The sequence below is a fragment of the Edaphobacter sp. HDX4 genome (genome assembly GCF_036877565.1).
Lineage (GTDB): Bacteria > Acidobacteriota > Terriglobia > Terriglobales > Acidobacteriaceae > Edaphobacter.
On record NZ_JAEDXW010000004.1, the window covers coordinates 14709 to 34316 of the forward strand.

Here is a 19608-nt window from a genome sequence, read left to right on the forward strand (position 1 = left end):
CAGAGCTCAGTTCGGCTTATCACGCTCGCCGCGTCCGAACCTGCTGTCAATCGGCTTTCTTCCGGCAAAACCCTCTTCCGGGGAGTGCCAGTATCCAATCTCCTTCTCTCCCAGCTTCCAGCAGAGTAGAACGGTCTGGCCATCGATAGTGCTCGGAAAGTCCAACAGGCCCTTTTCGAGATCCTTAACCTGGACGCCGATATCAGTGATCTCGGTAAGCGTGTCCTGGGTCTCCTGCAGAGCTTTGTCGCGCTCTGCGCGGCGTCGGGCAATCGATGCCACGTTCAGGTGTGTACCGCCGGCCAGAAAGATGCGTTGACGCAGTTGTTCAAACTCAGCCTCAAGCTCCGCAGCCCGGGTTCCGGCACTCTGCGCTTTTTTTAGAAGAGCCTCCAGCACCGGAAGAAGAGTCTGCGCCTCCCCAAGGGTGAAAGTTCTGCTCAAGCCTTGACCTCCAGCATCCGATCAAGCGCAATCTTGGACCAATACTTTACGTCCTCATCCACCTTGATCCGGTTCACCACGTTCCCTGCTATCAGGTTTTCCAGGGACCACGCGAGGTGCTGTGGAGAGATCCGGTACATCGTGGTGCACAGGCACCCAGCATCATCGAGCGTAATCACCTCTTTGCCGAGCGCAGCGAAACGGTTGGCCATCCGATTGACCAGATGAATCTCGGTACCGACCGCAAAGCTCGATCCAGCAGGAGCCTTCTCGATCACCTCGATGATTCGTTCCGTCGATCCGATGGCATCTGCCTTCTGGCAAACCTCCCAACGGCACTCCGGATGGACGATCACCTGCATCTCGGGCCGCTCGCGGCGAACGCGGTCCACATGCTCCGGCAAAAATCGCTGATGAACGGAGCAATGCCCCTTCCAGAGTATGACCTTGGCGTTCCGCAAACGATCAGGGCTAAGTCCGCCATTGATCTGGTACGGATCCCAGACCACCATCTCGCTCAGGGGAATTCCCATCGCAAAAGCAGTATTGCGGCCCAAATGTTGGTCGGGCAGGAACAGGATCTTTGAGCCGCGCGCAAAAGCCCAGTCGAACGCACCGCGGGCATTCGATGACGTGCAGACCAGACCGCCACGTTCGCCACAGAAAGCTTTAATAGCCGCGGCAGAGTTCATGTAGGTCAAAGGGATTAGGTCACCGGTCAATCCTGCTCGTTCGAGAGAGTCCCAGCAATTCTCCACCTGTCCGATTTCGGCCATATCCGCCATCGAACAGCCCGCATTCAAATCAGGCAGAATCACCTGCTGCCATGGCTTGGCCAGCACATCTGCCGTCTCGGCCATAAAGTGAACGCCGCAGAAGATCATGTATTTCGAATCGGTCTGGGAGGCGATCTTCGAAAGCTTGTAGCTGTCCCCGGTGTAGTCCGCGAACCGGATGACCTCGTCTCGCTGGTAATGGTGCCCCAGCAAAATGACATCCGTGCCAAGCGTAGCGCGTGCCGCAGCGATACGGTCGTCCATCGTATGGTCCGGCTGCGAAAGATAGTTGTCGAGAGAGCACGAATCTTTAACAGCACCCACTGCGGTCATCACCGCAGCCTCTTCCATCAGTACACTCAAAGTACTCCGCCTTCAGTCTCACCGAAGCGTCAGGTACCGAACACCGGACCATCCTCTGCTTCTGAGACGGGGATGTTGAAAGCATGCACTGCAAAGGTTGCAGTGGGCTCGCTGTGCCGGCTCAAAAATCGAGCCATTACCCAACCCACGGGGATGTTGCAACCAGACTTCTACCACCTGCTTCACTTAAACCACTAGCGGCTGACGCCGCCTACAACATTGGACGATCTTCCAACAGGAACGACGCAATCTTAATTTCGCACCTGCAGCATCGTCCGGCACCGCAGCACTACACCATATATCTTACAACAGGATAAAGACAGCGGTCGGGCCATTGTCGCTGATCGAGTGACGCCGTATCATAGGAACAATTATGCCGAGCTTCGGCGACAGCGCCTTCATATTCATCCTTGCCCTGATCCTCTTCGGACCGAAGAAGCTGCCTGAGCTTGCGCGTCAGCTGGGAAAACTGATGGGCGAGTTCCGCCGTGCTTCCAACGAATTCCGAATGCAGATGGAAGAGGAGCTTCGCCTGTCCGAGCAGGCCGAGCAACAGAAAAAGATCGCAGAGATGGAAGCGGCTGCTCCAGTCTCGCCTCCGCTGCCCGAAACCACGGAAAATACAATCGCTGCGCCAGAACCTTCCCTATCAGATGTGACAGAAGGGGTAGACGCCGAAAGTATCTCCACGCCGGAAACGACACCCCTGCCGATCGCAACCTCTGGCGACCTTAGCCTCATGCCTCCCTCTACCGGACTTCCTGTAGAGAGCGCCCCGGTCTCGCGTGCCTTCGACTCCGTTCCTCATGTCGAAGATCCGGAGTTGGCAAGCTCCCCCTCTGATCCCTCAGAGGGTCATACTCCGGATGCTCCGGACCACGTAGCAAGTGAGGCACAGTTGCATGGCTGATCTGGTCGACCGCGCACGGACCGCCGTTACCGACCGCGCCGAACTCCCTGGCATGAGCCTGATGGAGCATCTTGATGAGCTGCGCAAGCGCCTCATCCGTTCGGTGATTTACCTCCTCATCGGATTCGCGGTGGCATACGCCTTTCACGAGCGTCTCTACGGTCTGGTTTCGAGACCGATGGACATGCTCAAACTGCAGTTGAACTTTACCCACCCCACCGACGGGCTCAATCTCTATCTCAAAACCTCGCTGGTGGGAGGAGCGATCCTTGCCTCGCCATTCATCCTCTATCAGCTGTGGCTGTTTATAGCGCCAGGTATGTACTCCAATGAAAAGCGATATGTCGTTCCCTTTATGACGGCGACCATCACGCTTTTCATGACAGGAGTATGGTTCGGCTATCAATGGGTGCTTCCTGGCGCGCTGAAGGTTCTGATCGGCGACTTCGGAAAGCGTTTCCACCCAATCATCACCATTGAGGACTACACCAGCTTTTTCCTCTCCGTCATCCTCGGCCTCGGGATCACCTTCGAACTCCCGATCCTGATCTTTTTCCTCTCGATCCTCGGCATCGTGGATGCGAAGTTTCTGATCCGCCACGTCCGCTACGCGGTTTTGGTCATCTTTGTGATAGCAGCTATCATCTGCCCGCTTCCGGATCCTGTCAGCATGTGCCTGTTCGCGCTCCCGATGCTGGTCCTCTATATGGTCGGAGTTGCCGTGGCCTGGATCTTCAATCCAGCTCGCCGGAAAGAGGCCAAGTCCGCATGAGGATCTGCAAAGACGGGCATCTCTCCGCGCTTCGATCCGCCTTAGCTGCCCTTGCCGTCTCTCTTCTGCTTCCTTCAGCGCTTGTGTTCGCTCAAAAAGGAGCGGCGAAATTCAGCGGAGAGACTGCCTACGAGTTGACGAAGCAGTACATCGCTGCTGCGCCCCATCGCTGGATCGGCTCTCCCGATCACGCGAAGGCCGAGCAGTTTATTCGCTCCCACTTCACGCCTGAGGCTGCAAAGGGAGATTTCGAGAGCGATGCCTTCAGCGCCTCCACGCCTGCCGGTCAACTGTCGATGAAAAACTTCATCGTCAAGTATCCCGGGAAGAAGGATGGAATTATCGTCATCGCCAGCCACTACGAGACGAACTATCCATTACGAGATATCGATTTCGTGGGAGCTAACGATGGAGGAGCCACAACCGCGCTCCTTATCGAATTGGGCCGCTATCTCCGTGCCCACCCGCCCCAGGGATACAGCGTCTGGCTCGTCTTCGACGACGGCGAAGAAGCAATCCGCTCCTGGAGCGATCACGACTCGCTCTATGGAACGCGGCATCTGGCGGCGAAGTGGTCACAGGACGGAACTCTCAAAAAGATCAAGGCGTTCCTGGTCACCGATATGATCGGAGACAAGGATCTAAATCTGGATCGCGACTCCAACTCCACTCCATGGCTCCTGGATATGCTGGCGACAGCCGCCAAAAACACCGGGCACGGCTCCTACGTCTTCAAAAACGACACGACCGTCATGGACGATCATCTTCCGTTCCGTCAGCGCGGAGTTCCGGTGCTCGACATGGTCGATCTGGACTACGGGCCGCCGACGCTCGAACATCCTGAAGGCGGATACCACCACACTGCTCTGGACACCTTGGACAAAGTAAGTGCTCGCTCGCTCCAGATATCGGGTGATCTGGTGCTTGAGATGATCCGGCTGATCGATCAGCACGGTTGACCTCCTCTCCACCTTTAATCTGCTCCTTTCCCGGTCGTCGAAACTCACGTTCTTGTCCCTCCCGTTTAGGGAATCCGCTTCACTTTCAGGTAGCTCGAGCTCATGCGATATCCTTGCCAGGCCGATCACTCCTTTGTGGTATAGATGGCCGGTATGCAGTTATCTAAGCTGTGCATACCAAGGAGAGAAAAGGAATGTCATCTCTAAAGATTGCCCTCTGGCACCGCCAGAATGAGGGGATCACAGCAGGAAGCTGGGGGAAGAAGCCGCGATACTTTGAAACGCACCCTCTAGCTGAAGTCATCCGTGGTTTGGTCTACACCTCTGTACTTTGGGGGTTGCTGGCCGTAGGAGTCTACTCCGTCTACTCCATAGTCCTCGGAACCCTCTAGAAATCCTCCCCCGGATCGCAAGGAAGCGGACGCGATAGCATCGTAGAAGAGATGTCTGGCGCCACGCCCATAAGCCACTGGATTGGATTCCATGTCTTCGTCTTCGTCCTGATGGCGGTAGAGTACCTTTACACCCGCTGGCAGCGTTCAAGAAGACCTGCTGAAGAGACCGTCCACTCGACTGCGATAGCTGCCACCATTCTGTGGATTGGCGCGGCTCTGACCTTCGCCTTCTTCATCCTGAGAGCTCTCGGGGGAGAATCCGCCACGCAATACCTGGCCGGTTACGCCATCGAAGAAGCTCTCTCCGTCGATAACCTCTTCGTCTTCCTTCTCCTCTTCAGACTCTTCCGTATCGAGGCTCGCTATCAGCCCAAAGTGCTCTTCTGGGGAGTCGCCGGAGCCATCGTAATGCGCGGTGCCTTCATCGCAGCCGGTATCAGTCTGCTTGCGAGATTCGAGTGGGTGAGTTATCTCTTCGCCCTCATTCTCCTGATTGCGTCCGTCCGGCTCGTATTGCCGGAGGATGATGCCAAAAAGGAGGAGACTCCACGCTGGCTCAAGTGGATCTCGCAGCTGCATCCCGTCAGCCTCAGGCAGGATGGCTTCTTCGTGAAAGAGAACGGCAGGAACATGGCCACTGTTCTTCTTCTTGCTTTGGTCGCCATTGAGGTAACGGATCTGGTCTTCGCCATTGACTCCATTCCGGCCGTTCTTTCGATCACACGCCACCCGTTTCTTGCCTATACCTCCAACATCATGGCGGTCATGGGTCTACGCTCCCTCTACTTCCTTCTGATTCACCTGCTGACCAAACTGCAGTACCTCCACTATGGTCTGGCGGCAGTGCTGGGGTTCGCTGCAGTCAAGATGCTGACGTCTCACTTTTTCGAGATCAGTCCCGTAGTCTCTCTTGCGGTCGTAGCAGGGCTGCTCTCAATCACCATCGCGGCTTCCCTGCTGGGTCCGCCGCACACCCTAAAACAATCCGTTAAGAAGTAGATAAAATATACGACCACTCTTGTCCGAATTAGGGGATTCAGCTAAAACTGAAGAATCATGTCACGCTCCTCTGCGCACGCCTTTCTGCGGACCTGCCGCCTGCTTCATCTGTACCTGGGTATCTTTACGACGCCTGCACTGATCTTTTTCTCCTTCACTGGGGCGCTTCAAACGTTCAGCCTGCATGAGACAACCAGAGGAAGCTCCTACAAGCCGCCGGCCTGGGCTGTAACGCTGGGCCAGATTCATAAGAAGCAAACTCCCGTGGTTCCGCTCAGGCGCCGCCCCCCTGCCGAAGCGAAGGACAGGCAGGACCTCCCCGGAAGCCCGGGCGCCGACCAGGCCCGCACGTCCAGTAACGACAACAGACAAGGTGGCCGCCGAGGAGAAGTACTGTCCGGGCAAGCCTCAAACCCTGTTCAACCTCCCGCTCTTTCTGAGAAGCGACATCATCCCCTTCCGATGAAGATCTTCTTTCTCATCGTAGCCATCTCTTTGTTTCTTTCAACATTGACCGGGCTATACATGTCCTACAAGTACATGAGAAATCGCCGCACCGTCACGATCCTTTTGGTGCTCGGAACTGTCATCCCCGTAGCACTAGTATTTGTCTAAATCCGTGGCACCCAAAGAAATCGGCGCATCCAGACGGATGCGCCGTATTTCTTGTTGAAACCATGCCTAGAGCGAGAATCGTCGTCGTGCAAACTGGGCCATCCCTAAAAGACCGGAGCCAAGGAGCGCTATAGTCGAAGGCTCAGGAACCGGCGAGGTAGGAGGCTGATCCGGCGTCGTCGCTGCCTCCACACCCAGGATGTCGAATGCCCAGTGCGAATCGCGGAAGTGATTCGTAGCGTCACAGAACGTTCCTGTACCTATGCTGCAGTCACTGTCGACAAGTGCTCCTCCAGTGAAGCCGTCACCAAGCGTAGGTCCCGTGGCGAAGTTGGCATAGTCCATGATCGATACCGTGTAATCGCCGGGCGCCAAACTGTTCTGTGCGAGGTAGGTGTCGAAGTGAGCGCCGGTCACGGGATCTGCGGGAACCGCGCTTCCGCCATCATCATTCTGACCGATGTAAACGGCGCTCGATCCCGTTCCCTGAAAGAGGGCGAGGATCGGATCGAAACCACCAGCAGCGATGGTCTGGCCTTGGGCGTTTACGCCACCGGCGTAAGACCAGGTCCGAAGGACTACATTCGAACTCGCGCCCACCGTGAACGTAAACAACTGAACGTCGTTGATGCTGTTGAAAGTACCAGTGAATGAGAAATCGTCGGCATGCGAAACGGCGGACGACAAGGCGAAAACGCAAGCTGCAATCAAAACTTTACTTGCACGCATGAAAGGTATATCTCCTTGAGCTTATGCTTCTTGGTTTTGCATTCAGGAAAACCTCATCTCTCGGAAGTGTTTCTTGTGCATTGCGCTATGAAGTTTTCCCAGGGGTATGTACGGAAGGGGATCACGTGTGATGCCAAAGATGCGGCGCTGCATGTCATTGAAGATATGAGGGATGTAGGCGTTAGGCGACAACGCCATGCGTTGCCTTTTGCATACTCTTGAGGAAAGCAGTTCCCTCGAAAGGAAACAAAACCAGCTAAACGCCGTTCAAAGCTGTTGTTGCGCCTTGGAGAGACGGTTGGAAGCGAAGTTGATCCCGCTCCAAAATGGAGTGTTGTGCTATGGCGTCATGCTCAGGGAAATCGTGGCGGTAGTGGGCGCCACGACTCTCGCAGCGGCCGAAAGCAGATCTCACAATCAAACCTGCGATTGCATGCAAGTTGCGTGCCTCGATAGCCCTCCGCGATAGAGCACGGGGCATCGATGTCGCCAGTGATTTCAGCACATGCTGCATGGCACCCATCCCGTCGGCGTCACGCAAAAGGCCAGCATACTTCCACATATTGCCGCGCAGGTCTCCGATCCACCGCTCCGTATCCGCATCGGATGTCCGGCCGCCTTCGAAGGCGGATAAATCGGGTTTAGTCTTGGGCGGAAAGATCGACGTTCTACCCGCCGCATCAGAGATCATAGACTCCGCAGCAAGCGCGCCAAAGACGAGCCCCTCAAGAAGCGAGTTGGAGGCCAGGCGATTCGCTCCATGAACGCCTGTACATGCCGCCTCTCCCGCCGCGTACAATCCCGCCAGGGTGGTACGGCCATGGACGTCGGTAAGAACACCGCCCATGAGGTAATGCGCCGCAGGTCGAACCGGAATGATGTCGCGGTTCAGATCAAGATGGTATTTGCGGAGGAACTGCGAGATACCCGGAAAACGTGCCGTCAGATCCTTCGCTACATGCCGCATGTCAAGGTAGACCGGACCGTCCATCCCTTCGCGCGTGATCGCACGGGCAACGACATCTCGCGGAGCAAGTTCCAGCAGCGGATGATAGCGCTCCATGAAGCGCTCGCCTCTGGCATTGATGAGATATGCTCCTTCACCTCGGAGAGCCTCGCTCATCAGAAAGCGAGGAGCATTCGGCATACTGAACGCAGTCGGGTGGAATTGATAGAACTCCATGTCGCTGACGTCTGCGCCCGCTCTCCAGGCCATCGCAATGCCATCCCCTGTCGCGACAGCCGGATTGGTCGTGTCACTGTAGACCTGACCTGCGCCTCCACTCGCAATCAGGGTAGCGCGTGCATAGACCGTGAGAACTCCGCCTTCACCGTCCAGCAGCGTTGCTCCGATAATCTGCCGCTGACCATTACGAGAATCCACCAGAAGGTCGATTCCTGTCGTCCACTCCAGCAGGCGAACGTTAGGCAGCTTCTGAACATGGCGCAGCAGCGAGACCGCAATCTCCCTGCCTGTAGCATCCCCGTTAGCGTGAAGGATACGGGAGCGACTATGCGCACCCTCCCGAGTGAGCATTAGCTCGCCGTCTTCGCGATCGAAGGCAGTCCCCCATTCCAGAAGCTCCTCCACCCGCTCCGGGCCTTGTTCGACCAGGATCCCGGCCGCTTCCGCATCGACCAGACCGTCACCCGCTGCAATGGTGTCCTCAAGGTGAAGTGCGACATCCTCCTCGCCGCCCATCGCCACAGCGATTCCGCCCTGGGCGTACGCCGTGTTCGATTCGGCGAGTTCCTCTTTCGTGACGACCAGAACAGAGCCAGCGGTCGCCAGACGAATCGCTGCACTCAGGCCGGCAACTCCCGCACCTATGACGAGGAAATCGAGCGGGGGCTCAGGCAGATTTGAGGGGGTGGAATCAACGACTGGCACTGCGTTCGGCACAACGTCTCCTGTCTTCGATGCTATCCGAATCGAAGAGGACTTGGCAGTCCCCTTACGATAGGATGAGAGTATTGTGCCCTCGATTCAGCTCAAGACGCCAAGTGCCAGCTACGAAATCGCAATCGCATCGGGACTGATCAGAAGGCTTCCGTCTCGCCTGAAAAAACTGAAGACGGGAAAGCCGTTTCGTCCGTTTATCGTCACCTCGCCTGAGATCTGGAAGCTCTGGGGCAAGCAGGTCATGGCGCCGTTCGGAAAAGATCAGCCCACCGTCCTGTTTCTTCCCGCTGGTGAGAGGCACAAACGCCTCCGCGTCGTCGAATCGCTCCTCGAGCAGCTTGCAGCGGCCGGGGCTGATCGAGACGCCCTGCTGATTGCATTTGGCGGCGGTGTAGTTGGCGACGTCACGGGCTTTCTAGCAGCTATCTACATGCGTGGTATCCCATACGTCCAGATCCCGACGACACTGCTGGCACAGGTCGACTCTTCCGTCGGAGGTAAGACAGGCGTAAACCTGGGTGCAGGAAAGAATCTCGTTGGAAGCTTTCATCACCCCTTAGCGGTGTTGGCCGACACGGATGTTCTTAAGACTCTTCCCAAAGCTGAGCTGCGGGCAGGATTGCAGGAATCCATCAAGGCTGGGATCATCCGCGACCCTAAACTCTTCCGCTACCTTGAGACGAATGCGGACGCTGTTCTACGCGGAGATACGAAAGCCCTCTCTCACGTCATCGCGGCCAGCGTCAGAGTAAAAGCCGACGTCGTGGCGAATGACGAGCTCGAATCCGGACTGCGAATGATTCTGAACTATGGCCACACCCTTGGTCATGCCATCGAAGCTGCAACCGGCTACAAGCAGCTGCTGCACGGTGAAGCTGTCGGTTGGGGAAGTATCGCAGCAACGCACCTGGGCGTTATGCGCGGCATGATCACCGAACCCGAGGCGAATCGAATCCTTCAACTGATCCTTCGCTATGGCCCCTTAACACCCGTCAAGGTAAAGGCCGCGAAGCTGGTCGACCTTACCTCAAGTGACAAAAAGAACCGTAGCGGTACCCTGAGTTTTGTGTTGCCGGTAAAGATCGGGGAAGCTGTCATAGTACGTGACATTACTCGCAGCGAAATGTTGACTGCTGCTGAGTGGATGCTGACACAGATGCGCAATCACGGCACGGTCAAGACGCCAACGCCAAAGAAGCGACGATGACACTGACGCGCCACCATCTTCGCCATGAGCACGAAGTCTCGACAGGAGCGCGCCCCGTGGGCGCGACGACTGAGCAAGCTGCGGCGGCGAATGTTCAGCAGATGTTCGATGCTATCGCACCCAGGTATGATCTCTTGAATCACGTGCTTTCGGTGGGCCTCGATCGATGGTGGTGGTCCCGGGCTGCCCGAAGCTTTCGAAGGATTCTCACGCGGCCCGAGGCTCGCATCCTCGATCTCTGCTGCGGTACCGGGGATATGACGATGGCGCTGCTCAAGTATCGTCCGGTGGGAGTTGGAGAGTCGCCGCTGATAGCGGTGGACTTCTCCCACGAGATGCTGGAACGCGGTAAACGAAAGTTCAAGGGACACAACATCGTGGCAATCGAAGCGGATGCGCTTTCCCTGCCATTCGAGAACGATGCTCTCGCTCTGGTTACCTCAGCCTTTGGCTTCCGGAACCTGGCAAATTACGAAGATGGGCTCGCAGAGTTGTATCGCGTATTGCACTCTGGCGGCCAGATCGGAATTCTGGATTGTAACCAGCCTGAAGGTGCAGTTGGAAGTCTTTACAATTTCTATTTCAAAAAGATTCTTCCCTGGATCGGCGGAAAGATCTCGGGAGACTCAAGCGCATATCGCTATCTTCCCGCATCGGTGGAACGTTTCCCTCGCCCCAGGCGCATGCTCGAGATGATTCGTGCCGCGGGCTTTCGCGATGCATCCTGGACCGGATATACCTTCGGAACCGCTGGACTTTACCGCGCAACCAAACCCTAGTGTCTCCGGTGCCTTGCACGTAAGATTCGATTGCAGATGAGCTCAGCCCTCCCATCAGAAAACGTCCGCTCCACATCCAGCGAAAAACGCTCGGCCGCCCTGTTCTCCGTTTTGGCCGCGCTTGGGATCACAGTCCTCAAGTTTCTTACCGGTGTCCTCACTGGCTCCCTCGGAATGTTGTCGGAGGCGGCCCATTCAACCGTAGATCTGGTCGCTGCAGCCATCACTCTCTTTTCAGTTCAGGTCTCGGATCGCCCTGCCGACGATACCCATAACTATGGGCACGGTAAGGTGGAAAGTCTCTCGGCGTTCACTGAAGCTGTCATCATGCTGGGATCCTGCGTCTGGATCGTCAGCGAAGCTATCCGCAGAATCACCTCACGCGAGCATCTTGCCATTCGCCCATCCATCTGGCCATTTGTCGTCCTCTTGCTCTCGATAGCTGTCGATTTCACCCGGTCTCGGAGACTGCACCTTATCGCAAGACAATCCTCCAGCCAGGCTCTCGAAGCCGATGCGATCCACTTCAGCACCGATATCTGGTCATCGCTGGCAGTGCTCGTCGGTCTCGCCGCGGCCTTTGTTGGAAACCGCTGGAATATCCCCGCACTTGAGATGGCCGATCCGATCGCTGCTCTCATCGTCTCGGCGATCATTCTGCATGTCACCTGGGGGCTTGGCAGCCGCACAATCGATGCTCTGCTTGACGCTTCTCCAAAAGAAGCTCGCATGGCCACCCGCGAACTTCAGCACGATCTCAATCAGATTGACGGCGTTCTCACGGTCGATCGCATCCGCACACGCCAGTCCGGAGCCGACTACTTCGTGGACCTAACCCTGGGACTGGATCGGAACCTCACCTTTCAGCACACCGAGCAGATCACGCGTGCGGCTACAGCGACCGTAGAGCGGCGCATGCCGGGCGCAGACGTGGTTATTCACACCGTTCCGATGGCTACAGGCAAGGAGAGTGTTCACGATCGCATTCGAGCCGTGGCGGCACGAATGAACCTCACAATCCACGACGTCATGGTGCAACGGTTCGGTCAGCAGCTGCACGTGGAGCAGCACCTGGAAGTGAAAGAGACGATGCCCCTCCAGCAGGCCCACGAGCTCGCAAGCCGTTTGGAGAATGAGATCCAGCGCGACATACCTGAGGTGACTTCGATCCTGACTCATATTGAGAGCGAACCCGCGACCATCGAACAGCCGGAATCACAGGAGCGTGATCGCCAGCTGGAAGTAAAATTGCGCCGCGTCGCCCAGGAATTTCCTCAAATCCTCGATGTCCACGACGTAATGGTCACCCGTATGGGATCACATCTGCAGGTGAACTGCCACTGCACCATGCCCGATGAACTTCCGATGGCCAAGGTCCACGCCATCATTACCTCTCTTGAAGGTGCATTTAAACTGGAGGTACCTGAAGTGGACCGGCTTCTGATTCATCCAGAGCCGGCGACGGATAATTCACGATGACAACTCTCCGTGTGCGCTTCGTAGGCTGGGCTCCCGTACGGCGCTTCTTCAATATCGTTCTGGGTGCCATGGCAATGATCGCGGTCGCCCTTGTATCCGCCTTCCTGGCGATGCGACTGGCGATCCATGGCCGCGAGGTGAAGGTCCCGCAACTGACTCACATGACCATCCCCGAAGCCAGCCGGACGGCCAGCGCCCTTGGTCTGCGTCTCCAGCTTGAAAATCGTTTCTACTCGCCCGATGTTGCCCCCGGCCAGGTGCTCGCTCAATATCCGGTCGCTGGTGCTACCGTCCGGCGGCAGTGGCCAGTTCGTGTAACTGAGAGTCTCGGAATCCAGAGAGTGTCGATTCCAGATCTCAAAGGCGAAGGCGAACGCGCCGCCGCCATCAACCTGCGACGACTCGGACTCGACATGGGAACGGTAGCACACGTCTCCATGCCCGGTCCGACCGGCATAGTCGTAGCCCAGACCCCCGCACCCGGTGCCAAGGGCGTGGACAGACCCCGGGTCAGCATCCTGCTCAGCGACGGACCAGATGAAGCCTCCGCCGGATACGTTATGCCTTCGCTCGTTGGCCTCACCGTCTCCGCTGCTTATGTCCGTGCAGGAGCGGCTGGACTCCGCATCATCAGCGCCGAGGACGTCACACCGAATCCGCCTGCCACGTCTGCCACTCCCGAGATCCCCTCGGCTACTCCCACCACCACGCCAGCTGTTTCCGCTGGACTTACGCCCGGCATCATCGTCGCCCAGACACCACTTGCCGGGCATCGCGTCGCACGTGGCGACACCGTCCAGCTCTCTCTCACCCACTAAGCGGTACGTTCTACCACGGCAGCGAAGAACCCGTCCCCCGGATGCGTCCCAGGCAACGTTCGGAGGTAACTCCCGCTGACCGCTCCCTTCAGCGGCTCCCGCAACAGATCGGCTTCCTCAAGGCGGTTCAGTACGGGTTCCAGGGGAAGAACCCGATAGGCTCCAGCAATTCCTTGTTCCGCGAGAACCGCGTCGACCACCTGCTCACATTCCTCCGGCTCGAGCGAGCAGGTTGAATAGACCAGACGTCCTCCGACAGGCAGATGCCCAAGAGAAGCGCTGAGAATCTGGCGTTGTCGCTCCGCCTGGCGACTCAGATCCGCCGGCGCAAGCCGCAGCCGAATCTCCGGGTTGCGTGCCAGCGTGCCGGTTCCGCTGCAAGGCACATCTGCAAGTATTAGGTCGAACATCCCCAGCTCCGACGGGGGCCCAGTAGCATCCAGCACCTTCATCTCAATCTTCGCGGCATAAGGATACTCACCGAATCGTGCACGCATAGCAGCGAGACGTCGTTCGCTAACGTCCGTGGCAAGTGTCTGCGCATCCGGCAGCCGCGCAGCAAGAATCAGTGTCTTTCCTCCAGGAGCCGCGCATGTATCCCATACCCGGCCAGCCGAAAGACTCGAAGCCGCCGCAAGCTCAGCCACTAATCGAGAACCGTCGTCCATCTTCGGCAGAATCGCGTCCGCAGGATTGTTGAAGAGCAGCGGAGCATTCGGCTCCTTCTGCCCAGCCTCGCAGATTCTGATCGCCGTATCCCGCCCGTACCTTGCGATCCATCGCTCTACCAGCCACTCCGGATGAGAGAGCCTGCGGGCGATCGCCGCAGCGCTCTCATGAAGAGGCCTGCCGGGAAGCTTCTGTCCTGCAAGTTTGCGCAGGATAGCGTTCACCATCCCCGCCGCATGTGGATTTCCGCTGGCCCTCGTCAGCTCGACACTCTCGTTGATCGCCGCGTGCGCGGGTATCCGATCCAGATAGAGGAGCTGAAACGCTCCCAACCGCAATGCAAGGGCAACACTCTCAGTCAGCCGCTGGTCAGGGCGCTGAAGCAGCGGCTGAATCCGCGCGTCCAGTCCAATCTGCCACCGTAGTGTTCCCAGCACGAGAGCGGTCGTCAGGTTGCGATCTTCGGACGAAAGCTTTTCTGTATGCGAGGAGTGAAGCAGATCGTCGCTATTGCCTCTGCGGGCTTCTACCCGTGACAGAATCTCGAAAGCAGCGGCTCGGGCGGCCGAAACAGGTTTGGGTTTGTTGGCAGGTTTGGGCAAGGCAGATTTCTTTCCGCCTTAAGAATACCCTCTCTGCAGCTACACTGTGAGGCTTACCGGCTGTCTCGACGCCACACGCCCGGTGTTACACCCACACGCTGGCGGAAGGTGCGGCCAAAGTTTACCGCTGATTGGAAGCCCGTCATCCCGGCTATCTCCTGAACCGGCCACGAGTGGTGCTTCAAAAGATGTTTCGCCTTATCCATCCGCTGATCGAGAAGGTACTGGTAAGGGGTCTTTCCGGTAGCTGCACGAAACTCGCGTGCAAAGTGAAAGGGACTCAGTTTGACCTCACCGGCTACCTCTTCAAGCCGCACATCGCGTGCAAGGTTCTCCGAGATATACTCCATCGCCCGCCGAAGCTGTGGCACAGGAAGACCACCCCGTAGATGCCGCAGGTCCACGCTATTAACAGCGTGGCGGTACAGAAGTTGACTGACAAGCCCCGTCGCCATCAGGTCTGCATACAGGCTCCCCAGCGGCCAACCCTCCACGGCCTCGCGGCCCATCTCTGACATAAGGCCGCCCAACGCTGGATCTCGGAGAGACCACTGCGCCCCAAACTCCGGCGTCGTGGACCCCGTACTCGCCGCAATCTCGTTCAGAATCTCCGGCCGGATCGAGAGGATAAGACGCTCTGAAGACCCATGCCACACCGCCCTGTCCCGGGTCCCCGCTGGAACCACCATGATCGAACCCGGAAAGGTCCTCTCCACTCCCTCCGCACCACCTGACCACCATCGCATTTTGTCATCGCCACTCAGCTGCAGGTGCAGGCAAAGTTCGCGATGTTCGTGCTCGGGAAGCTCAGTCGGAGCCATGGTGTGCCGTTCAAGCAGGACACCGCGCCAGGGCTGCGGCTCACTGTGCTTCCCTGAGATACAGGGAACCAACGGGACAAGTTGATTGTCCCGAAGCACAGAAATTCTGTTTTGTCCGGCGTCTTCCATGTTCAGCCTTCACGTTAAAGATGCCCAGCTATCCCTCGAAGAAGCAACCGCAGGTTTACCGCAGGAATTGCATATCTTAGGCCCGGCACCAGCGCATCCTTGTAGTGGAGGCAAAGATGAGAAAGCTGACGGACTTTATAAGCGAGAGCTTTATATGGAGTGTAGGGATCACACGGCCAAAACCAGGTCAGGAACGTCTGGCCGCCCTCTATATCACCGCTACTTTGGCTGCCTCCATCCTTGCAGCCATGACAATGTTTCTGCTGGTCCTTCACCGCCTGTAACCCAGTCACTCTCCCAGGCGCTCTCCGGAGTTGATCTGGTAACCGCGCAGAAGCTCGGACGCGGTCACGCGCTTCTTGCCCTCAAGCTGCACCTCATCCAGCTCAATCACCGTTGCCTGTCCGCAACCCACCAGCAGTCGGCCCTCGTGAAGGTGGATGAGGCCCGGAGCGATCGGTTCCGTGTGCTTTATCGTATGCAGCCGGTGTGCTATCAGCTTCTTACCGCGCAGCATCGTGAAAGCACCAGGCCACGGCTGGAAGCCACGCCACCGATCGCAGATCTGTTTCGCAGTCCGGTTGAAGTCGATGCGCCCATCTTCGCGGGTAAGGATCGGCGCATGTGTCGCCTGTCTATCGTCCTGGTCTGTGGGAAATAGCTCTCCTGCCTCCAGCCTGCGAAGAGTCTCTACCATCAGCGGAGCCCCTACCTCTGCCAGATTCTCATAGACATCGATCGCGGTCTCTTCTTCGCCGATCGGAACAGCCTGCGCGAGCAGCATCGGTCCCGTATCGAGACCTGCGTCCAGGCGCATGGTGGTTACACCTGTGACCGTTTCGCCATTTGCCACCGCCCATTGGATTGGCGCTGCGCCGCGATATTTCGGAAGCAATGACCCGTGCAGGTTGATATTTCCATAGCGGGGAAGGTTTAGCATCCATTCCGGAATGATGCGTCCATAGGCGACGACAAGGATGGCATCTGGCCTAATCTCTTCCAGTCGCTCACGGAGCTCTGCGTTGTTCTTGATCTTCTCCGGCTGCAGCACGGGTATGGAATGTGCAATCGCGGTCTGCTTGACGGGCGGTGCCTGGAGCTTCTGATCCCGCCCTACCGGACGGTCGGGCTGCGTGAGAACGAGAGCGACCTCATGTCCGGCAGAAATTACAGCCTCAAGCACTGGAACGGCGAACTGCGGGGTTCCACAGAAAACGAGTCTCATGTCGTCTCTAATGGTATCTGCTTAAGCTCTCATCGCGCGGCGCTCACCACTCGCCGTTCTTCTGCATCTTCTTGATCTTGCGGTGCACCAGATCGCGCTTTAGACGGCTCAGGCGATCGATGAAAAGCACGCCGTCAAGATGGTCGATCTCGTGCTGCAGAGCACGTGACAGAAGCTCCTCGCCTTCCACCTCAAACCACTCCCCTTGCACATTCTGTGCGCGGACCTTTACCTTCGCCGCCCGATGCACCTTCTCGCGAATCTCCGGCAGGGAGAGACAGCCCTCCTCTTCGAATTGCTTGCCTTCTCGCTCGATGATCTCTGGGTTGACGAGAACCAGCTTGTCTGCCGGCTCTTTTTTGAAGCTCACATCGATCACCGTAATCCTCTTGGACAAGCCAATCTGCGGAGCCGCGAGGCCGATACCCTGAGCGGCATACATGGACTCGAACATGTCGTCAGCAAGAGTCTTCAGTTCTTCCCCAAACTCCGTGACATCTTCTCCCCGCTTCGCCAGAACAGGGTCCGGATACTTCACAACCTCATAGATTTTGGTCTTTTTTGCCACGTCAGTACGCTCTTATCTGTTCAAGGTAGCCGTTGTAGTTCCGCTTGAGCTCCGTCAGCGAATCGCCCCCGAATTTCTCAATTACCAGTCGTGCGACAGTAAGAGCCACCATGGCCTCCGACGCCACGCCTGCCGCCGGAACCACACATACATCGGATCGCTCGTATGCGGCCTTCACTGGCTCCCGGGTTTCGAAACTTACGCTTCCCAACGGTCTCCGCAATGTCGAAATCGGCTTCAGGTATCCACGCACCACAACGTCCTCACCGTTTGAGATGCCTCCCTCGAGGCCACCGGCATTATTGTGCTCGCGCGAAAATTTCGTGAAACGTTCCTCGTCACCCTCGTAGCCGATTGCGTCATGAACCGTCGAACCCAGCGACTCTGCTGCCGTTACGCCGCGACCAATCTCTACCGCTTTGACGGCCTGGAGACTCATCACCGCCTGCGCCAGCAGACCGTCGAGCCGCTCATCCCAGTTCACATGAGTGCCGATTCCAGGAGGCAGACCATGCACGACGACCTCGAAGACGCCACCTACGGTGTCCCCCGTGCGCAGAACAGCATCCACCTCAGCCTTCATTCTTGCTTCATCTTCGGGGTCGACACAGTTGAGCAGGATCTCTTCTTTATGCGAAAGCGCCTGGATCTCCTCCCACTTCGCCGGTCGGGAAAGCTCTGCCTTGCCAACGCGGATCACGTGCGATAGCACCTCAACACCCAGTTCACGAAGCAGAAGCTTCGCCAGGGCTCCAGAGGCGACCCGAGCCGTGGATTCACGTGCGCTTGCCCGCTCCAGCACGTACCGGGCATCCCGGAAGTTATACTTCAGAGCTCCTGCCAGATCGGCATGGCCGGGGCGCGGAGAGGCGACAGCCTTATGCTTATCCGGATCTCCCGCCTCAACCGGCAAAATCTCAGTCCAATTCTTCCAATCATTATTTGCGATCGTCATCGCTATCGGCGAGCCGATCGTCTTCCCATGACGGACGCCTGAAAGAATATGTGCCGTGTCCCGTTCAATCCGCATGCGGCCGCCGCGGCCATACCCACGCTGACGACGCCAAAGCTCGCGGCTCATGAACTCCTGGTCGACCGGCACGCCGGCCGGAAGACCGCTGACCAGGGCAACAAGACTCTCGCCGTGGCTCTCACCTGCTGTGGAAAATCGAAGCATCGTGCTGCGTAACCCTTACTGGTTCTATGGAAGCCTTAGATTTAATTGTAACAATCACATGCGCACCCCTCCGGCAGGAGTACCCGCTTAGTCGACGCTCGACACGGGGTCAGCTGCAGAGGCGCGGATCTCTTCCCGAGCCTCAGACTCGACGACCAGCGGCTCATCCATCGAGGGGACCTCGTCCGACGGGCTCTCATCGACGGACACACCATCTTTGAGGTATGCGCGTGAATTCAGAAGCGCACGATCCATCGATCGGACCCAGTCCGTCACCTCTCCCGCCCCGCGTCCCTGGGCCTCGGCGTTGGCGAAGGCGTTCCGGAGGGTCTGCATCTTGGCTTCCAGGTCGTCCAGCACATTCAGAAGGAGGGCTTCGGGGGTCATCGGAAGCTTTGGCGAGCCGAACTCATACTTTCCATGATGTGAGAGGATCATGTGCTCTACCAGGATGCGAAGTCTTTCCGGAAAAGGCTCCAGCTGCCGCACCTTCTCAATCAGCATCCCCTGTGCGATGCTGATGTGGCCGATAAGCTGGCCCTCCAGCGTGTAGCCGAAGCTGGACTTCCAGTGGAGTTCACGGACCTTTCCAATGTCGTGAAGGATGGCGCCCGTGACCAGCAGATCCGGATCCACCTCGGGATAGAACGGAGCCGTAGCGAGACAGACCCGTACCAGCGTGACCACATGCTCCAGCAGGCCGCCAATCCAGGCATGATGTAGCACCTTGGCCGCCGGCGCAACGCGATAGGCGTTGGCAATCTCTGGATCGTCAAGAAAGGAGAAGACCAGGCGGCGCAGATCAGTGTTTTCGAAGCGGAAGACATAGCCTCGCAGCTCGTCCCACATCTGATCGATGTCGAAGTGCGTAAACGGAAGGTAGTCGGCCGGATCAATCTCAGTCTCCGCGGCAAAACGCAACCGCTGCAGAGCCATCTGAAACTTGTTTTGATACTTCGAAATCTGCCCCTGGACCTTGACATAGCACCCTTCCGAGCACGGCCCGATCGCCTCCAGAAAGTCCTCCCACATGACGGCAGGCATCGAGCCGGTCTTATCCGTCAGCGTCACGGTAAGGAACTGGCCTCCCTGCCTCCGTTCGCGTACCTGAAGCGAGGACAGAACGAAGAACGAAGTCACCACGGCGTTATCGAAACGTGGCGCATCCGCAATAAAAAAATCTTTCATTGCAACCAGAATACTCTGCCCCTAAAAGGAAGGACGCGAAACCGAAGTTTCGCGCCCATAACCGGCAAAATCGATTTTGGC

21 protein-coding genes are annotated in these 19608 nt (G+C 57.5%); 11 read left to right on the plus strand and 10 right to left on the minus strand.

Going from position 1 to position 19608, the window contains the following annotated elements:
• Positions 1-6: 6 nt before the first annotated feature.
• Positions 7-444: a DUF2203 domain-containing protein gene (locus tag JAO29_RS05675; RefSeq protein WP_334267222.1), complete on the minus strand. Its 438-nt coding sequence runs from the start codon at positions 442-444 to the stop codon at positions 7-9.
• Positions 441-1583, minus strand: coding sequence for a quinolinate synthase NadA (gene nadA / locus JAO29_RS05680; RefSeq protein ID WP_334267223.1), 1143 nt, complete (start codon positions 1581-1583; stop codon positions 441-443). Before nadA ends, JAO29_RS05675 begins: the two co-directional genes overlap by 4 nt.
• A 373-nt stretch (positions 1584-1956) precedes the next feature.
• Between nadA and JAO29_RS05685 the strand changes: the two genes are divergently transcribed.
• The 6 genes from JAO29_RS05685 (at position 1957) to JAO29_RS05710 (ending at position 6233) form a co-directional block, all read left to right on the plus strand.
• Entirely contained in the window at positions 1957-2493 is a 537-nt protein-coding gene (locus tag JAO29_RS05685; RefSeq protein ID WP_334267224.1) for a twin-arginine translocase TatA/TatE family subunit, read from the plus strand.
• On the plus strand, positions 2486-3265 hold the full coding sequence (gene tatC, locus JAO29_RS05690) for a twin-arginine translocase subunit TatC (RefSeq protein WP_334267225.1): 780 nt from the start codon (positions 2486-2488) through the stop codon (positions 3263-3265). Before JAO29_RS05685 ends, tatC begins: the two co-directional genes overlap by 8 nt.
• Entirely contained in the window at positions 3262-4224 is a 963-nt protein-coding gene (locus tag JAO29_RS05695) for a M28 family peptidase (protein ID WP_334267226.1), read from the plus strand. Before tatC ends, JAO29_RS05695 begins: the two co-directional genes overlap by 4 nt.
• A gap of 194 nt (positions 4225-4418) precedes the next feature.
• The gene (locus JAO29_RS05700; protein ID WP_334267227.1) at positions 4419-4616 is read left to right on the plus strand and encodes a hypothetical protein; all 198 of its coding nucleotides are present in this window, start codon (positions 4419-4421) and stop codon (positions 4614-4616) included.
• A 51-nt stretch (positions 4617-4667) separates the two neighbouring features.
• Positions 4668-5618, plus strand: a complete 951-nt coding sequence (locus JAO29_RS05705; RefSeq protein ID WP_334267228.1) for a TerC/Alx family metal homeostasis membrane protein — start codon at positions 4668-4670, stop codon at positions 5616-5618.
• Positions 5619-5675: 57 nt separating this feature from the next.
• Positions 5676-6233, plus strand: coding sequence for a PepSY domain-containing protein (locus JAO29_RS05710; RefSeq protein WP_334267229.1), 558 nt, complete (start codon positions 5676-5678; stop codon positions 6231-6233).
• A gap of 66 nt (positions 6234-6299) precedes the next feature.
• Here the strand turns inward: JAO29_RS05710 and JAO29_RS05715 are convergent, their stop codons facing one another.
• On the minus strand, positions 6300-6962 hold the full coding sequence (locus tag JAO29_RS05715) for a DVUA0089 family protein (protein WP_334267230.1): 663 nt from the start codon (positions 6960-6962) through the stop codon (positions 6300-6302).
• Positions 6963-7218: 256 nt separating this feature from the next.
• Positions 7219-8865: an L-aspartate oxidase gene (gene nadB, locus JAO29_RS05720; protein ID WP_334267231.1), complete on the minus strand. Its 1647-nt coding sequence runs from the start codon at positions 8863-8865 to the stop codon at positions 7219-7221.
• A gap of 73 nt (positions 8866-8938) precedes the next feature.
• Between nadB and aroB the strand changes: the two genes are divergently transcribed.
• From aroB to JAO29_RS05740, 4 genes are read left to right on the plus strand one after another with little or no spacing between them, the layout of a single operon-like run.
• On the plus strand, positions 8939-10072 hold the full coding sequence (gene aroB / locus JAO29_RS05725; protein ID WP_334267232.1) for a 3-dehydroquinate synthase: 1134 nt from the start codon (positions 8939-8941) through the stop codon (positions 10070-10072).
• Positions 10069-10851: a bifunctional demethylmenaquinone methyltransferase/2-methoxy-6-polyprenyl-1,4-benzoquinol methylase UbiE gene (gene ubiE / locus JAO29_RS05730; RefSeq protein ID WP_334267233.1), complete on the plus strand. Its 783-nt coding sequence runs from the start codon at positions 10069-10071 to the stop codon at positions 10849-10851. Before aroB ends, ubiE begins: the two co-directional genes overlap by 4 nt.
• Before the next feature lie 36 nt (positions 10852-10887).
• Positions 10888-12330: a cation-efflux pump gene (locus JAO29_RS05735; RefSeq protein WP_334267234.1), complete on the plus strand. Its 1443-nt coding sequence runs from the start codon at positions 10888-10890 to the stop codon at positions 12328-12330.
• The gene (locus tag JAO29_RS05740) at positions 12327-13148 is read left to right on the plus strand and encodes a PASTA domain-containing protein (protein ID WP_334267235.1); all 822 of its coding nucleotides are present in this window, start codon (positions 12327-12329) and stop codon (positions 13146-13148) included. The genes JAO29_RS05735 and JAO29_RS05740 overlap by 4 nt, the downstream gene beginning before the upstream one ends.
• Here JAO29_RS05740 and JAO29_RS05745 read toward each other — a convergent pair.
• Together JAO29_RS05745 and JAO29_RS05750 are read right to left on the minus strand one after the other, a co-directional pair.
• The gene (locus JAO29_RS05745) at positions 13145-14419 is read right to left on the minus strand and encodes a transcription antitermination factor NusB (RefSeq protein ID WP_334267236.1); all 1275 of its coding nucleotides are present in this window, start codon (positions 14417-14419) and stop codon (positions 13145-13147) included. The two genes, JAO29_RS05740 and JAO29_RS05745, sit on opposite strands and share 4 nt — an antisense overlap.
• A gap of 53 nt (positions 14420-14472) precedes the next feature.
• Positions 14473-15369 carry an AraC family transcriptional regulator gene (locus tag JAO29_RS05750; RefSeq protein ID WP_334267237.1) on the minus strand — a complete coding sequence of 299 codons (897 nt, stop codon included), beginning with the start codon at positions 15367-15369 and terminating at the stop codon, positions 14473-14475.
• A 116-nt stretch (positions 15370-15485) separates the two neighbouring features.
• Between JAO29_RS05750 and JAO29_RS05755 the strand changes: the two genes are divergently transcribed.
• Entirely contained in the window at positions 15486-15653 is a 168-nt protein-coding gene (locus JAO29_RS05755; RefSeq protein WP_334267238.1) for a hypothetical protein, read from the plus strand.
• 5 nt (positions 15654-15658) lie between these two features.
• On the opposite strand, the gene fmt is transcribed toward JAO29_RS05755, so the two are convergent.
• The 4 genes from fmt to JAO29_RS05775 form a co-directional block, all read right to left on the minus strand.
• Complete coding sequence (gene fmt, locus JAO29_RS05760) at positions 15659-16594, minus strand: methionyl-tRNA formyltransferase (protein ID WP_334267239.1); 936 nt, start codon at positions 16592-16594, stop codon at positions 15659-15661.
• Positions 16595-16637: 43 nt separating this feature from the next.
• Positions 16638-17162 (minus strand): peptide deformylase, encoded by a 525-nt coding sequence (gene def / locus JAO29_RS05765; protein ID WP_334267240.1) that lies wholly within the window; start codon positions 17160-17162, stop codon positions 16638-16640.
• Position 17163: 1 nt separating this feature from the next.
• A complete protein-coding gene (gene aroC / locus JAO29_RS05770; protein ID WP_334267241.1) occupies positions 17164-18339 on the minus strand; it encodes a chorismate synthase in 1176 nt (391 codons plus the stop codon).
• Between the two features lie 87 nt (positions 18340-18426).
• Entirely contained in the window at positions 18427-19527 is a 1101-nt protein-coding gene (locus JAO29_RS05775) for a 3'-5' exoribonuclease YhaM family protein (protein ID WP_334267242.1), read from the minus strand.
• Positions 19528-19608: the final 81 nt, after the last annotated feature.

Bases quoted from the DNA above. Each gene is read 5' to 3' on its own strand.
- JAO29_RS05740 (WP_334267235.1), top strand. From the start codon at position 12,327: ATGACAACTCTCCGTGTGCGCTTCGTAGGCTGGGCTCCCGTACGGCGC.
- JAO29_RS05710 (WP_334267229.1), top strand. From the start codon at position 5,676: ATGTCACGCTCCTCTGCGCACGCCTTTCTGCGGACCTGCCGCCTGCTT.
- JAO29_RS05735 (WP_334267234.1), top strand. From the start codon at position 10,888: ATGAGCTCAGCCCTCCCATCAGAAAACGTCCGCTCCACATCCAGCGAA.
- tatC (WP_334267225.1), top strand. From the start codon at position 2,486: ATGGCTGATCTGGTCGACCGCGCACGGACCGCCGTTACCGACCGCGCC.
- JAO29_RS05750 (WP_334267237.1), bottom strand. From the start codon at position 15,369: ATGGAAGACGCCGGACAAAACAGAATTTCTGTGCTTCGGGACAATCAA.
- ubiE (WP_334267233.1), top strand. From the start codon at position 10,069: ATGACACTGACGCGCCACCATCTTCGCCATGAGCACGAAGTCTCGACA.
- JAO29_RS05685 (WP_334267224.1), top strand. From the start codon at position 1,957: ATGCCGAGCTTCGGCGACAGCGCCTTCATATTCATCCTTGCCCTGATC.
- JAO29_RS05775 (WP_334267242.1), bottom strand. From the start codon at position 19,527: ATGAAAGATTTTTTTATTGCGGATGCGCCACGTTTCGATAACGCCGTG.
- fmt (WP_334267239.1), bottom strand. From the start codon at position 16,594: ATGAGACTCGTTTTCTGTGGAACCCCGCAGTTCGCCGTTCCAGTGCTT.
- JAO29_RS05705 (WP_334267228.1), top strand. From the start codon at position 4,668: ATGTCTGGCGCCACGCCCATAAGCCACTGGATTGGATTCCATGTCTTC.
- JAO29_RS05700 (WP_334267227.1), top strand. From the start codon at position 4,419: ATGTCATCTCTAAAGATTGCCCTCTGGCACCGCCAGAATGAGGGGATC.
- JAO29_RS05695 (WP_334267226.1), top strand. From the start codon at position 3,262: ATGAGGATCTGCAAAGACGGGCATCTCTCCGCGCTTCGATCCGCCTTA.
- aroC (WP_334267241.1), bottom strand. From the start codon at position 18,339: ATGCTTCGATTTTCCACAGCAGGTGAGAGCCACGGCGAGAGTCTTGTT.
- JAO29_RS05755 (WP_334267238.1), top strand. From the start codon at position 15,486: ATGAGAAAGCTGACGGACTTTATAAGCGAGAGCTTTATATGGAGTGTA.
- JAO29_RS05715 (WP_334267230.1), bottom strand. From the start codon at position 6,962: ATGCGTGCAAGTAAAGTTTTGATTGCAGCTTGCGTTTTCGCCTTGTCG.